This window comes from Nioella sp. (assembly GCF_965215655.1).
In the GTDB taxonomy this organism is placed as follows: Bacteria; Pseudomonadota; Alphaproteobacteria; order Rhodobacterales; family Rhodobacteraceae; genus Nioella.
Map to the genome: position 1 here is coordinate 2,194,992 of NZ_OZ244111.1, position 14,356 is coordinate 2,209,347.

The following is a 14,356-nucleotide window of genomic DNA, read 5'->3' on the forward strand; positions in this document are numbered from 1 at the left end:
CTGGCAAAGACGCGCGGAACGACTAACTGAGAAGGGGAGAGGACAGCCCATGCAGATCGCCTTCGACAACTCCTATGCCCGCCTGCCTGACCGCTTTTTCGCGGCGCTTGCCCCCACGCCGGTGCGTGCGCCATCTCTCATCAAGGTTAATGAGGATCTTGCCCGCGACCTCGGTCTCGACCCGGCAACATTAACCACGCCTGACGGGGTCGCCATGCTGGCCGGGAACCACGTTCCCGACGGCGCCGCGCCACTCGCGCAAGCCTATGCCGGTCACCAGTTCGGCGGATGGGTGCCGCAACTGGGTGACGGAAGGGCGGTCTTGCTGGGAGAGGTGATCGACCGAACGGGCATTCGCCGCGACATTCAGCTCAAGGGCTCCGGCCCCACTCCGTTTTCCCGGCGGGGCGACGGGCGCGCCTGGCTCGGTCCAGTTCTGCGGGAATACATCGTCAGCGAAGCGATGCATGCGCTCGGCATCCCCACCACGCGGGCGCTGGCGGCGGTGGAAACGGGCGAAGAGGTCCACCGCGAACGGGTGCTGCCCGGCGCGGTGCTGACCCGCGTGGCCAGTTCCCATATCCGCGTCGGCACCTTCCAGTTCTTCGCCGCGCGTGGCGATGAGGACGCGCTGAAAGCGCTGACGGATCACGTCATCGCCCGCCATTACCCGGATGCGGAAACACCGCTCGATCTGCTGGCGGCGGTCGTGGCGGCGCAGGCGCGGCTGATTGCGAAATGGATGGGCGTTGGCTTCATTCACGGGGTGATGAATACCGACAATATGTCCATCGCGGGCGAGACCATCGACTATGGCCCCTGCGCCTTCATGGACACATATCATCCCGATAGGGTGTTTTCCTCCATCGACCGGATGGGGCGCTACGCCTATCGCAAACAGCCCGAGATTGCGGTCTGGAACCTTGCTCAATTCGCCACGGCGCTGCTGCCGATCATGGGCATGGCCCATAAGGAGGCGATTGAAGTTGCGACACGGGTGATCGAGAGCTTTGCGGATCTGTTCGGCGCGGCCTGGGAGGCGGAGTTTGCCGACAAACTGGGACTGGCGCAGACAGAGGAAGAAGACGTCGCGCTAACCTATGACCTTCTGATGCGCATGGCCAAGGGCAAAGCCGATTTCACGCGGGTTTTCAGGACTTTGTCCGGCGACACCCCGGAAGGTGCCCGCGCAGAATTCACCGACCCCACCCAGTTCGACGCCTGGCTGCCCCGTTGGCAGGCCCGCACCATGGCAGAGGGGCGCGTCGCGCGCATGCAGGCCGCGAACCCCGCTTTCATCCCGCGCAATCACCGGGTGGAAGAGGCCATTGCAGCCGCGGTGTCCGGCGATTACGCGCCGTTCGAGCGGATGACAACCGTGCTCGCCCGGCCCTTCGACGAACAGCCCGACCATGCCGAGCTGATGGCCGCCCCCGCCCCGGACGAGGTCGTTCAGGCCACGTTCTGCGGCACCTAGCGCTTGCGGCGGAAGCGGCTGAAGAAGCGGCTGTTCAGCGCGACAAACTCGTCAACGAGCGCCGAGACGGACCCGAGCGCCTGCCCGCGCAGGTAAAGCCCGCCCATGGTGCCACCAAGGCTTGCGCCGATCACGTCGACGATCAGGTCTCCCATTGTGTCTGGCAGGCCGGATTTCTGCATGTTCAACCCGAACGCCTGGTCCATGGCGAACTCGAAAATCTCCCACAGGACGCCGATCATGATCCCGATCGAGGCCGCGAGCAGCCCCATGGCCCAGGGCGGCGCGGCATAGCGATCGCCCTCGAACAGGATGAAGACGAAAAGGAACCCGGCGATACCGAAGCCCACGGCGGATAGTCCGTGCAATGCGATGTCCCACCACCAGAGCCGTTCGTAGAAATCGAAGACCTCGCCGAGGAAAAGCGTCGCGAAGACAAAGGCGACCGCCACGGCCACGATGCTTTTCGGCAGGTGAATGTGCAGACGCGAGGCCAGGAAAAGGGGTGTCATCGACAGGCCAAGCGTGCCGAACGCGACAAAGGCCGCCGTCCAGCGCCCCGTGATCAGCGCCGCGACGATTTCCAGCGCCAGCCCGCCCCAGATTAGGTAGGTCAGCCGGCTTTGGTTCCTGAACGCCTGCATCGGGTGCACTCCCCTCTTGCATCTCAAGATAGACGCTTGCCGCGCCGGTGCAATGGCAGGGCTTGCGCAGGGCGTTGAGCCGCGCAAACTATGGACATGCCCTATCCGCCCAAGACACCCCCGGGCCTGATCCGCGTGGCCAGCTACAACCTGCATAAATGCGTCGGGCTGGACCGCCGACGCGACCCGCATCGGGTGGCGCGGGTTCTGGCGGGACTTGGGGCGGATGTGATCGCAGTGCAGGAGATCGACAAACGCCTGCCGCCGCGCCCTACCTCCCTCCCCCGCGAAGTGATCGAGCGGGAGGCGGGATTGTCTCCCGCCCCGGTCGCGGAAACCAGGGTCAGCCTTGGCTGGCATGGCAACGGGCTGTTACTGGCCCCATCCTGGCGGATGGTTCATCTGCATCGCCTGCCGCTTGCGGGGCTTGAACCGCGTGGCGCGCTGATTGCGGATCTGACCGGGCCATCGGGGCCGCTGCGTGTGGTGGCAACCCATCTTGGCCTGCGCCGCCGTGACCGGCAGCGGCAGATGACACAGATCATGGCGGCTCTGAACCTCCGCCATCATGTGCCTACAGTGCTGCTTGGCGACCTGAACGAATGGGCCTCGCATGAAGGCTTTGCCCCGCTCGACCCCTATTTCACCGTCCATAATCCCGGCCGCAGCTTTCACGCCCGCCGCCCGGTGGCCGCGCTGGACCGAATTGCCACGGGACCGGGACTTCGTGTTCGGCACATGGGCGTGTGCCGGTCGGGCGCGGCCGGGCGCGCCTCGGACCACCTGCCTATCTGGGCCGATCTTTCGCTGGACGGTTGATCAGGATCAGCCCAATGCAGACGAGCGTCAGGGAAATGAGGATGCTTGCCCCAAGTTCCTCTCGCAGCAGCGCCCATCCAAGGATCACCCCCAGAATGGGTGTCAGAAAGCTGAACGAGGCAACGCTGGAGGCCGGATAGATCGACAACAGCCAGAACCAGAACAGAAACCCCAATGAGGCGATGCAGACGATCTGAAAGATCAGCAGCCCGAGGTGATAGATCTCAAAATCGCGGATGAAGGGTCCGAACCACAGCGACAGGATCAGCAGCAGCGGGGCCGAGATGGCCAGTTGCCAGAAGAGCTGCATCTCTGGCCGGGTTTTGCTGACCGGTGCGCCCCGTGCCAGAAGGGCGATTCCCGCCCAACACATTGCGGCCAACAGGGCCAATGCGTCCCCCAACAGCGACGCGTCGCCCGGTCCGCCCCGGTCAAGCACAGCAATGGCCACCCCCAGCACCGCCAAGACCTGCCCGGCCAGCTTCATCGGGGACAGGCGTTCGCCCTCCAACAGGAAATGCCCAGCGAAGCCCAGCCAGACCGGCATGGTGTAGAAAAGGATCGAGGTACGCGCCACCGTTGTCAGGTCAAGCGCGAAGAAAATGCAGGAAAACTCGATGGCAAAGAGAACACCCAGCAAAATCCCGGACGGAACAGTGCCGGGGCGAATGCGAAACTCCACTCCGCGCAGGCGCATCCAGATCAGCAGCACAACAAGCGCGCCCAGCGATCGGATCCCGGCCATGAAGACCGGTTGAAACCCGCCATTGCCCAGTTTGATCGCCACCTGATTGACGCCCAGCAGCACCGCGAACCCAGTCAGGGACAGGATCCCGAACATGTCCAGCGAGGTCTTGCGCTCCATGCCTTGTCCTTCACAAGTGAACCATCCGCCCACAAGACCCGACCCATGGTCAGTGTCAAGCACCGCTTGCCCGTGATATTCACAGATGCCATTCGCACCGTCAGGAAACGTAGCCATGTCACCCTTGCAGAACAGCCATCTTGACTTGCTGACTGGGTCCGTCGGAGCGGAGACCAACCCGCTGGCCTCTCGCGCGGGCCACGAACCGGAGCTTGAGCCGGATCCATGACCGCCCCCGACCCGATGCTGGCCAGCGCCCTCCTGGTGGTGCTGGAGACCGATGAGAGATACACCACCCAGGAGGATCGCGACATCCTGCAACTGGCCTGGGATGAGATTCACGACAGGCTTGCGGCAGGGGCCGAGGTGAACGGCGTCCTTACCGATGAATACGGTTCGACGGGCAGCCTGCTGGCGCGTGCCATCGGCTGGCAGTGCTATGACATCGCCCAATTGCTGCTGGCCCATGGCGCCGCGCCGACCGATCCGCTGACCGGCCACACCGGTGCCTACGAGGCGGCCTTCGATCAACCGGAGATGATCCGCCTGCTGATGGAGCATGGCGCAGACGCCACGCTCTTCGACCGCGACGACCTGCCGGCGGCGCTTGGCACCGACCGGCTCCCCGAAACGCCGGTGCCCCCGGACATGCCCGACAGGTTTTTCACGGCGCAGCGTGGCACCCGCAATCCGCAACCCTGTGACAACCCCTTTTTCCTTGAGCAGATCCGGACGTTTCACACCGCCTATTGGGGGGCAAAGAGCGCCGGCCGGGATCCTGCCGACCAGCGCGGCATGCACCCGATCTTCAGCTTTGATCGCTTCGGGCGCACAGTCACGCGCCTGCCCGATGGCCGCTTCGTGCTGATCGCGGGCGAACACGAGGATTCCTACGACAGCGATTTCTGCATCTACAACGATGTCTGCGTGATAGATGGTGAAGGCAATGTGGAGTATTTCCTTTACCCGGTTGAAGATTTCCCCCCGACGGATTTTCACAGCGCGACGCTGCTGGACGATCACATCCTGATTATTGGCTGCCTTGGCTACCGGACGCAGCGGCAGGACGGTGTGACGCCCGTCCTGCGGCTCGACCTTGAAACCTGGCGCGTGACGCCGGTCGAAACAACGGGCGACAATCCCGGCTGGATCCACCGCCACCGGGCAGAGTTGCAGGGCGGGCAAATCATCGTCTCGGGCGGGTGTATCGAACCGGGCTTTCGCGCCAATCCAGACCGCTTTGCGCTGGCTCTCAAGACGATGCGCTGGCACCGGCTTTCCTGACGCAGCACCTTCAAAAAGGCTTTCCGACCCATGCCCGGATCGGATAGACCCCACCCCCAAGACGACCCAGAGGGACCGCCGATGCCGGACACCATCGAACAGCGCTGCGAGGCCAAGGGCCTGCGCATGACCGGACAAAGGCGGGTGATCGCACAGGTGCTGGAGGAGTCTTCGGATCATCCCGACGTGGAAGAGCTCTATAACCGCGCCAGTGGGCAGGATCCGAATATCTCCATCGCCACGGTCTATCGCACGGTCAAGCTGTTCGAAGAGGCGGGCATTCTGGAGAAACTGGAATTCGGCGACGGCCGCGCCCGCTATGAAGATGCGGAGCGTGATCACCACGACCACCTGATCGACATGCATTCGGGCGAGGTGATCGAATTCGTCGATCCCGAGATCGAGGCGCTTCAGGAAAAGATCGCGGAAAAGCTCGGCTATCGGCTGAAGGGCCACAAGCTGGAGCTTTACGGCGTGCCGATCCGTCGCGATTGATCTCCGGGACGGAGCCGCTCGATGCCTCACCCTCATTGGAAAACGCTGCTCGGGCTCTCGATCTTGCTGTTGGTCATTGCATTTGTTCTCGGGCGCGCCGGGGTCGGGCTGTTGGCATGGATGCCGGTCGGATTCGCTGTCATGGCGCTGATCGCGATGACCTTTCCGGTTCGGGATCGCCGGGACCGGGCAGACAGCCAACTGAGCCTCGCCGGCGTTTCCGTGGTCGCGCTTTATTTCATCGGGTTTGCAGGGATCTCCGCCGGCGGTTGGTGGCTGCTGGCAACCGTGGTGGGCTGGTTCCTGGCGTTGGCCCTGTTACTTGGTGCTCTGCAAAGCGACACGCGCCCCGGACCCGACGATCCCCCGTAGCTGGTGTCTTTGGGCTGGTGCCCGCCCGGCGGGGCGCGTAACCAGTGAGCCATCACAACGGAAACGCCCCCATGCCCCTTGCCTCCGACAACCTGCGCGGCATTGCCCTGATGCTGCTGGCCATGGCCACCTTTGCCCTTGGTGATGTGGGCATCAAACTGCTGTCGGGCGCGGTGCCGCCAGGGCAGATCATGGGCACCATGGGGATCGTCGGCACCGTCGTGTTCGCGATCTGGACGCGTGCGCGTGGATTGCCGCTTCTGCCGCGCGCCATCTGGCATCCCGCCATCGCCCTGCGTTTCGTGGCCGAGATCATGGCCGGTGTCGGCATGGTCCTGTCGCTGACGCTCAATCCCCTGTCGCTGGTCACCGCGATCCTGCAGGCCGGGCCGCTGGTGGTGACCATGGGCGCGGCCTATGTCTTTGACGAGCAGGTCGGCCCGCGCCGCTGGCTGTCGATCTTTGTCGGGCTCAGCGGGGTGCTGATCATCCTGCGCCCCGGGTTCGAGGGCTTCTCACCACAGGCGCTGTGGATCATCGTGGCGCTTATGGGGCTCTCGATCCGAGATCTGGCGACACGGGCGGCCCCGGCCTCGCTGGACAATCTGCAAGTTGCGACAATCGGCTTTTTCGCACTTGTCCCCACGGGCGCCTTGCTGATCGCCTTTGGAACCCCGCCGCTCTGGCCCACGGTGGGGGACTGGGCGACCCTCGGGCTTGCCATCTTTGCCACCATCGCGGGCTACTACGCCATAACGGCGGCCATGCGGGTGGGGGAGATCTCCGCCATAACCCCGTTTCGCTATTCGCGGCTGGTCTTCGGGCTGGTGCTTGGCCTGATCGTCTTTCACGAACGGCCCGACGCCCTGTCCTATGTCGGGACCGCATTGATCCTCGCCGCCGGGCTCTATTCCGCATGGCGCGAAAGGCTGCATTCCCGCCGCTGAATTCCGGTATCAGGGAAATTCATGCCCAACCGATGCGATCGGGCTTGCGAAGATGTGCAGAACGCGCCAAGGCGATTGCACCCCATTCGGACCGCACCCCATGAACAACATCAACGGCATCCTGCTGGTCATCGCCGCAATGGCCGCCTTCAGCGCCGAAGACGCGCTGATCAAGCACCTGTCCACCTGGTTTCCAACCGGACAGATCCTGATCGCGCTTGGGATCGCGGCCAGCCTGGTTTTTGCCGCCCTGGCCACCGCCCGCCGCCAATCCCTGTTCGCGCGCGCGGCATGGCAGGCCGCTCCACTGATCCGCGCCCTGTCGGAAGCCATTGCCGCCACCGCCTTCGTCACCGCGCTGGCGCTGATCGACATTTCGACCGTGGCCGCCGTCTTTCAGGCCACGCCGCTGGCCATCACCATGGGGGCGGCCCTGTTTCTTGGCGAAAAGGTCGGCTGGCGGAGGTGGAGCGCCATTCTGGTCGGGTTCTGCGGGGTGCTGCTGATCATCCGGCCCGGCCTCGACGGGTTCGAGCCTGCCTCGCTCTTCGTTCTGGTCGCGGTGGCCGCCATCGCGGTGCGGGATTTGTCCACCCGTTTCATCGTGCCCGAGGTCAGCTCTCTGGTTGTTTCATTTCAGGGCTTCGCGTCGGTCATCTTCTCGGGTCTGCTGCTGCTCTGGCTGCAAGGCGACAGGATGGTTGCGCCGGAACCCCGACACTATGCGCTGATCGCGGCGACTCTGGTGTTCTCGGTCGGCGGTTACTACGCCATCGTGCAGGCGATGCGGGTCGCCGATGCCTCGGCCGTGCAGCCCTTTCGCTATACGCGGCTGGTCTTTTCCATCCTGGCGGGGGTTCTGGTTTTTGGCGAACAGCCCGATGCGCTGACGCTGACCGGTGCAGCCCTGGTCATCGCGACCGGGATTTATACCTTCCTGCGCGAACGGCACATAGGCAGAGCCGCACGCATAGCCTGAGCGGCTAAAGTCGCCCCAAAACACAAATTTGTTTACATTTTTACTCGCTTCCAGTCTCATTCAGAAGTGGGGAATTTCTTATGAAGATACTCATAACACAACGCGCCTTGGAACGCTTCGGAGGCTCGGAACTCTTCACGGCAGAGCTTGCCCGGTCTCTTGCCACCCGCGGGCACAAGGTGGCGGTCTATTGTCCGCGTCCGGGCCGCATCGCAAAACTGATCACGCCGAGCGGAATTCCGGTCAAGGATAAGCTTGACGATCTGCCGTGGCGCCCCGACGTCATCCATGGCCAGCATCATCTGCCTGCAATGGCAGCTCTCGCCAAGTTCAGCGGCGTTCCGATGGTCTATTGCTGGCACGGCGCGCGCCCCTGGGTGGAACAGGTTCCACGGCATGACCGCATCCGGACCTATGTTGTCACCTCGCAGCGACTGGCGCCGCGTCTGGCAAGCGAACGCGACATCCCGGTCGAACAGGTCGTGGTCATTCCCAACTTCGTCGACTGTGAGCGCTTCTCGTTTGTCCGTAAAGTGAGCAGTCGGCCAACGCGGGCCGTGCTTTATGGACAGGGCGGATTCTACCCGGAAGAGTTGAAAACGCTGGAAGATGCCTGCGACGCGAACGGGCTCAGGCTTGCCAAGGTTGGCTATGCGTTCAACAACCCGCGCCCGCGGCCAGAATACTTCCTGCCCGACTACGATATCGCGTTTGCCGTCGGGCGGTCGGCGCTTGAGGCAATGGCCGCCGGGTGTGCCGTGATCCCGATCGTGCCTCAGCTGGCCGGTCATCGTATCACCAGGCGCAGCCTGAACGACTGGGTCGCGGCCAATTTCAGTCCCAGATATTTCACATCTAGTGACCGGTTCGATCGCGAATGGCTCGCGTCCGAGCTAAAGGCATGGTCCAAGGAAGACATCACCTCTGTCACAGATCAGGTTCGCAGGGAATTCGACCTGCCACGCGCCATCGACGCATTTCTTCGCACCTATGCCGATGCCGTAGCGCAGGCATCCCCGGCAGATTGCGGCCTTGATCGCTATCTTGAAGGCCTCGCGGTGGATGTCGACGCCATGTGGCACCAGTCGAACGAAGACAGCGCCGAACTGGAACGGTTGCGTGAGGAAAACGCCCGACTGCATCGTGAAGCCGCCGCAAATGAACGTCGCGTTCGTGAACTGTTGGAACTCATCTTGCGCAAAAGCGGGCTGACCGAGGGGCTTTCTGAAGAACCGTCACCCGAGAATCTGCGCGAGGCCATTCGCCAGTCCGGGCTTTTCGACCCGGATTGGTATGTGCTGACCTACCCCGATGTCGGGCAAACCCGGATGGACCCGCTGGACCACTACCTGCGCTATGGCGCGTTTGAGGGCCGAGAACCGGCCCCCGGCATGGATTCCAAGGCCTATATGGCAGCAAATCCGCATCTCAAGGGCCTGGGCATGAGCGTACTTGAGCATCAGGTCCGACAGCTTTCGCTGCTTATCGGCGGCATTGATCAGCAGCGCTAAAACGATGAGCGATCATCCTTTCCCGCCCCGTCCGCCATTGGCCAAGCCTGGCTCTCCTGTCAGATGGTTCGACCCGGACCTGCAGGCTTGGCTGGATGCGCATGTTGCATATTGGAAATGTTATGAATGCGTCGTGCTACCCAAGGTGGCGGTAAACGCTATGCGAACGGTGGGAAATTGGCGCCGCGGCCACAATGCCATGTCCGTCACCCTGCCGCCGGGAACGCCCGTGGCCAGTTTCATGCATCGCGATGGTCGCCCGAGCGACCGTTGGGACGGTGGAGAAGGGCTCGGGATAAGCAAAAACAACACAACCCATTCCGGTGTGCTTGCGGGCTATTTGCTCGATGCCCATGGCGCGAAGATCGGTCTGAAGATGTGGGAGCTCTATCCCGGTTGCGGAAGGGTCCGCCGCCGGATCATTCTACTGGACGACGAGCGCTTTGGCACCAAGAATGCGAGGGCGTTTCATGCCATCTTGGAGCCGGACCTGACCCCGCTCGGCGGGCGCGACAACCCGTATTTGCCGATCTGGCAAATGCTGACGGCCAATGACAAGCAGGCGCAAACCTGCAAAAACCAGAACACCGAAAGCTGATCAAGCAGTGCATCTTCTGTTCACACAGTGATTATGAAGTTTTTTTGCCATGTTGGCGCAAACACTCGGCGCACCCTGCAAAACAAGGACCGTTAGCGCTACCAATGACGGTTTACATTCGCCGCGCCCCTGCTATAGGTCAGCGCGACCCATTCCTGTTCGCTTGAGGATAGATCCCCATGAGCACCATCATCGACATTCACGCCCGCGAAATCCTCGACAGCCGCGGCAACCCGACTGTTGAGGTCGACGTGACCCTTGAAGACGGCACCATGGGCCGCGCCGCCGTGCCCTCGGGCGCCTCGACCGGCGTGCATGAGGCCGTGGAAAAGCGCGATGGCGACAAGTCCCGCTACATGGGCAAGGGCGTGCTGGAGGCCGTGGCTGCCGTGAACGGCGAACTGGCCGAAAACCTCGTGGGCTTCGACGCGACCGAACAGGCCGCCATTGATGCCGCGATGATCGAACTGGACGGGACCGAGAACAAGGGCCGCCTCGGCGCCAACGCCATTCTGGGCGTGTCGCTGGCCGTTGCTAAGGCCGCCGCCGAGTATACCGGCCAGCCGCTTTACCGCTATGTGGGCGGCACCTCGGCCCGCGTGCTGCCGGTGCCGATGATGAACATCATCAACGGCGGCGAACATGCGGATAACCCGATCGACATCCAGGAATTCATGATCATGCCAGTGAGCGCGGGCAACATCCGCGACGCGGTGCGCATGGGATCGGAAGTGTTCCATACCCTGAAGAAGGAACTCAGCGCGGCGGGTCTGGCAACCGGCGTGGGCGATGAGGGCGGCTTTGCACCCAACCTCAGCTCCACCCGCGACGCGCTTGATTTCATTCTGAAATCCATTGAAAAAGCAGGTTACAAGGCAGGCGAAGACATCATGCTGGCGCTGGATTGCGCCGCGACGGAATACTTCAAGGGCGGCAAATACGAGATGGTCGGTGAAGGCATTTCGCTCACCCCTGCCGAAAACGTCGCCTATCTGGAGGCGCTGGTGAACGACTACCCGATCCTGTCCATCGAGGATGGCTGTTCCGAGGATGACTGGGATGGCTGGAAACTGCTGACTGACGCCATTGGCGACCGGGTGCAACTGGTGGGCGATGACCTCTTCGTCACCAACCCCAAGCGTCTTGCCATGGGCATCGAGCGTGGCTGCGCCAATTCCATGCTGGTGAAGGTCAACCAGATCGGCACCCTGTCCGAGACCCTGAAAGCCGTCGATCTGGCGCATCGCAACCGCATGACCAATGTCATGAGCCACCGTTCGGGCGAGACCGAGGACGCGACAATTGCCGACCTCGCCGTTGCCACCAATTGCGGGCAGATCAAGACCGGCTCGCTGGCACGCTCCGACCGGCTGGCGAAGTATAACCAGCTGATCCGGATCGAGGAAATGCTGGGGGAAACGGCCGAATACGCTGGCCGCTCCATCCTGCGCTGACCGATGCGGCGGGTTCTTCGCGGCATAGGGTTTCTGATCGCGCTCCTGCTCATCGCAGTGGGCGCGCTCTATGTCGGGACCATGGGGGACTATCCCGTGCCCGCCACCGTCACCGATGATTCCGCCCTGCCCCGGATCGAGGTGGGGGGCATCACGCTGCATGCCGAAAGCTTCGGCGACCCGGCCAATCCGGCAATTGTTGTCCTGCACGGCGGGCCGGGCGCGGATTACCGGTCGCTCCTGCCCCTGCAGGCGCTCGCTGACAGCTATCACGTCACCTTCTACGATCAACGCGGCGCGGGCCTTTCTGAACGCGTGCCCGCCGAGGCGCTGACGCTGGATACCCATCTGGAGGAACTGGCAGGCGTTCTGGATCTTGTCAGCCCCGACGCCACGGCAATCCTGATCGGCCATAGCTGGGGCGCGATGCTGGCCAGCGCTTTCCTTGGCGCGCATCCTGATCGGGTCGCCGCCGCCGTGCTGATCGAGCCGGGATTCCTGTCGGCAGAAGAAGCCGAAGCCTGGGGCGCGCGGTCACAAGAGATCATCCGGCAACCGGCGATGCTGTGGCGCGGGCTGCGCTCCGGGTTTGAATCGGCCCATGTGGACGGGCCGGACGAGGCCGCCGCGCAGGATTACCTGATTGCGCGGATGATGGGCTATTTCGCCTCCGATCCCCTGACCGGCTATGCCTGCCCCGGCGAAAGCTATGACAGCCCCAGCTGGCGCGCGGGCGGGATCGCGGGTCAGGCGGTGTCCAGCCGTGCCGGGCCTGCGGGGTTTGACGCGCTTGGCGGCAATGCGATCCGCTTTTCCGGGCCGGTCCTGCTGATCGCGGGGGAGTGCAGCACGTGGATCGGAGAGGATCACCAGCGCGATCACTTGTCGCTCTATTCGGACGCGCGGCTTGCCGTGATCCCCGACGCAGGTCATGACAGCGTCGATGACGCGCCCGAGGCCGTGCTTTCCGAGATCCGCAGCTTCCTCAGCGCCGGAAATTGACGCCACGCCATGTTTGACAGCCCCGCCCCCGGCCCGGTTTGATACGCGGCGGGAGGAGACGGGCCATGCCCCTTCATATCTTGATCATTCTGGTGGTGGGCGGCATCGGCCTGATCGCTCTTCTGACCCATCTGCTGGGCCTTTCTCGCCCGCTGCACCTGACCTCAGACGCAGAGGCCAGAACCGCCTGGCTGCGCATTTGGCCAGAGGACACGATCCGCGCCACCCACATCGCCCCCGATGGCACCGCCGCCCTCATTGAAACCGACCACGGCCCCGGCATCGTCTTCGCCCTTGGCGCCGATAGCTGCGCGCACCGGCTGGAAGGCGCTGAGATCCGCGAAACACCGGGCGGTCTGCGCATCCTGTTTCACGATTTCGCCGCCCCGCGCCTCGATGTGGCGCTCGACCCTGCCGCGCGCAGCCACTGGCACCAGATCCTGTCGGAGAAGCCATGACCGACCAACTGACCTACCCCGATGTCGTGCAATACGCCGTCCCCTTCTTCATCGCGGCGATCCTTGTCGAACTCCTGTGGATCGTCCTCAAGGGCAAAGGCGGGCGCTATGAAACCCGCGACGCGGTGACCTCGCTCATTATGGGCGCGGGCAATGTGGCCAGCGGCATCGCGCTCGGCTTCATCGCCTGGGGCTTCTTCATGGTTCTGTGGGAGATCACGCCGCTCGACCTGGGCACCTCGTGGTGGGTCGTGGCGCTCTGCTTCGTGCTGGATGACCTGCGCTATTACTGGGTGCACCGGTTCGGCCACCGCATCCGGTGGGTCTGGGCCAGCCATGTGAACCACCATTCTTCGCAGCACTACAACCTGACCACGGCGCTGCGCCAGACCTGGACCTATACGTTTACCTTCATGATGGTCGTCCGCGCGCCGCTCATCCTTCTGGGGTTCCACCCCGCCATGGTGCTCTTCGTCGGTGGCCTGAACCTGATCTACCAGTTCTGGATACATACCGAGGCAATCGGCAAACTGCCCCGCTGGTTCGAGGCCGTGATGAACACCCCCTCCCACCACCGCGTCCACCATGGTCGCAACGCGCGCTATCTCGATTGCAACTACGCGGGCGTCTTCATCATCTGGGACCGCATGTTCGGCAGTTTCGTGCCGGAGTTGGAGGAGGACCGCGTGGATTACGGCCTAGTCCACAACCTGGGCACCTTCAACCCGCTGCGTGTGGCCTTCCACGAATGGGTGGGCATCTTCAAGGACATGACACAACGCGGCCTGACCCTGCGCGAGCGGCTGATGTATGCCGTCGCGCCCCCGGGCTGGAGCCATGATGGCAGCCGCCAGACATCGGAAGGAATCAAGGCGAACCACCTGCAACGCCACCCCGAGGATCGGGGCACGCCGGGGTTCGAGTGAACCAGTCCGCGTAGGGTGGGCAGTTTGCCCACCTCCACCTCCGCCCCTGCCCCTTGCCTCTTTGCGGCATTCGAATACGCTCACCCCGAACCAAGGGGGAGTCCATGACCGCAGACGAGATCATCGCTACGCTTAAGCTGGAACCGCACCCCGAAGGCGGGTACTACCGGCAAACTTGGGTCGCCGAGAACGCAGGCCGCCCCACTGGCACCTGCATCTATTTCCTGCTGAAAGCCGGAGAGGCCAGCCACTGGCACCGGGTCGATGCCGCCGAGATCTGGCTTTTCCATTCGGGCGCGCCTCTGCTCCTGTCGATCAGCGAAACGGAGGACGGCCCTGCCAAAGACCACCTGCTGACGCCCGATCTGACAAAGGGCCGCCCGCAGATCCTCGTGCCGCCACATCACTGGCAGGCGGCGCGGACGACGGGCGATTACACGCTGGTCAGTTGCACCGTCAGCCCCGGCTTCCGCTTCGAAGGCTTCGAACTTGCCGCCCCCGGCTTCGACATCCCGAGGGGCTGAG

At 63.4% G+C, this 14,356-nt stretch carries 16 protein-coding genes; 14 read left to right on the forward strand and 2 right to left on the reverse strand.

Translation table 11 applies throughout. From position 1 onward, the window contains the following. Positions 1–49 precede the first annotated feature (49 nt). A complete protein-coding gene (locus tag ACOOEX_RS10920) occupies positions 50–1,477 on the forward strand; it encodes a protein adenylyltransferase SelO (protein ID WP_420394864.1) in 1,428 nt (475 codons plus the stop codon). On the opposite strand, the gene ACOOEX_RS10925 is transcribed toward ACOOEX_RS10920, so the two are convergent. Further along, positions 1,474–2,121: a hypothetical protein gene (locus ACOOEX_RS10925; protein WP_420394865.1), complete on the reverse strand. Its 648-nt coding sequence runs from the start codon at positions 2,119–2,121 to the stop codon at positions 1,474–1,476. The genes ACOOEX_RS10920 and ACOOEX_RS10925 overlap by 4 nt on opposite strands. A 96-nt stretch (positions 2,122–2,217) precedes the next feature. Here ACOOEX_RS10925 and ACOOEX_RS10930 point away from each other — a divergent pair, with 96 nt between their 5' ends. Beyond that, positions 2,218–2,940, forward strand: a complete 723-nt coding sequence (locus tag ACOOEX_RS10930; RefSeq protein WP_420394866.1) for an endonuclease/exonuclease/phosphatase family protein — start codon at positions 2,218–2,220, stop codon at positions 2,938–2,940. Here the strand turns inward: ACOOEX_RS10930 and ACOOEX_RS10935 are convergent. Continuing rightward, positions 2,909–3,805, reverse strand: a complete 897-nt coding sequence (locus ACOOEX_RS10935; RefSeq protein WP_420394867.1) for a DMT family transporter — start codon at positions 3,803–3,805, stop codon at positions 2,909–2,911. The genes ACOOEX_RS10930 and ACOOEX_RS10935 overlap by 32 nt on opposite strands. Positions 3,806–4,030: 225 nt before the next feature. Between ACOOEX_RS10935 and ACOOEX_RS10940 the strand changes: the two genes are divergently transcribed. The 12 genes from ACOOEX_RS10940 (at position 4,031) to ACOOEX_RS10995 (ending at position 14,355) form a co-directional block, all read left to right on the forward strand. Further along, entirely contained in the window at positions 4,031–5,089 is a 1,059-nt protein-coding gene (locus ACOOEX_RS10940; protein WP_420394868.1) for a hypothetical protein, read from the forward strand. An 81-nt stretch (positions 5,090–5,170) separates the two neighbouring features. Continuing rightward, complete coding sequence (locus tag ACOOEX_RS10945; RefSeq protein WP_420394869.1) at positions 5,171–5,584, forward strand: Fur family transcriptional regulator; 414 nt, start codon at positions 5,171–5,173, stop codon at positions 5,582–5,584. A 21-nt stretch (positions 5,585–5,605) separates the two neighbouring features. After that, positions 5,606–5,956: a hypothetical protein gene (locus ACOOEX_RS10950; protein ID WP_420394870.1), complete on the forward strand. Its 351-nt coding sequence runs from the start codon at positions 5,606–5,608 to the stop codon at positions 5,954–5,956. Between the two features lie 71 nt (positions 5,957–6,027). Beyond that, the gene (locus tag ACOOEX_RS10955) at positions 6,028–6,903 is read left to right on the forward strand and encodes a DMT family transporter (RefSeq protein ID WP_420394871.1); all 876 of its coding nucleotides are present in this window, start codon (positions 6,028–6,030) and stop codon (positions 6,901–6,903) included. A 100-nt stretch (positions 6,904–7,003) separates the two neighbouring features. After that, the gene (locus tag ACOOEX_RS10960; protein ID WP_420394872.1) at positions 7,004–7,882 is read left to right on the forward strand and encodes a DMT family transporter; all 879 of its coding nucleotides are present in this window, start codon (positions 7,004–7,006) and stop codon (positions 7,880–7,882) included. Positions 7,883–7,962: 80 nt separating this feature from the next. Continuing rightward, on the forward strand, positions 7,963–9,393 hold the full coding sequence (locus ACOOEX_RS10965) for a glycosyltransferase (protein WP_420394873.1): 1,431 nt from the start codon (positions 7,963–7,965) through the stop codon (positions 9,391–9,393). 4 nt (positions 9,394–9,397) lie between these two features. Further along, entirely contained in the window at positions 9,398–9,991 is a 594-nt protein-coding gene (locus ACOOEX_RS10970) for a hypothetical protein (protein ID WP_420394874.1), read from the forward strand. A 179-nt stretch (positions 9,992–10,170) separates the two neighbouring features. Then, positions 10,171–11,445, forward strand: coding sequence for a phosphopyruvate hydratase (gene eno / locus ACOOEX_RS10975; protein WP_420394875.1), 1,275 nt, complete (start codon positions 10,171–10,173; stop codon positions 11,443–11,445). A gap of 3 nt (positions 11,446–11,448) precedes the next feature. Continuing rightward, positions 11,449–12,447 (forward strand): alpha/beta fold hydrolase, encoded by a 999-nt coding sequence (locus ACOOEX_RS10980; RefSeq protein ID WP_420394876.1) that lies wholly within the window; start codon positions 11,449–11,451, stop codon positions 12,445–12,447. Between the two features lie 65 nt (positions 12,448–12,512). Then, positions 12,513–12,905, forward strand: a complete 393-nt coding sequence (locus ACOOEX_RS10985) for a hypothetical protein (protein ID WP_420394877.1) — start codon at positions 12,513–12,515, stop codon at positions 12,903–12,905. Further along, positions 12,902–13,831: a sterol desaturase family protein gene (locus ACOOEX_RS10990; RefSeq protein ID WP_420394878.1), complete on the forward strand. Its 930-nt coding sequence runs from the start codon at positions 12,902–12,904 to the stop codon at positions 13,829–13,831. The genes ACOOEX_RS10985 and ACOOEX_RS10990 overlap by 4 nt, the downstream gene beginning before the upstream one ends. 104 nt (positions 13,832–13,935) lie before the next feature. Next, positions 13,936–14,355, forward strand: coding sequence for a cupin domain-containing protein (locus ACOOEX_RS10995; RefSeq protein WP_420394879.1), 420 nt, complete (start codon positions 13,936–13,938; stop codon positions 14,353–14,355). Position 14,356: the final 1 nt, after the last annotated feature.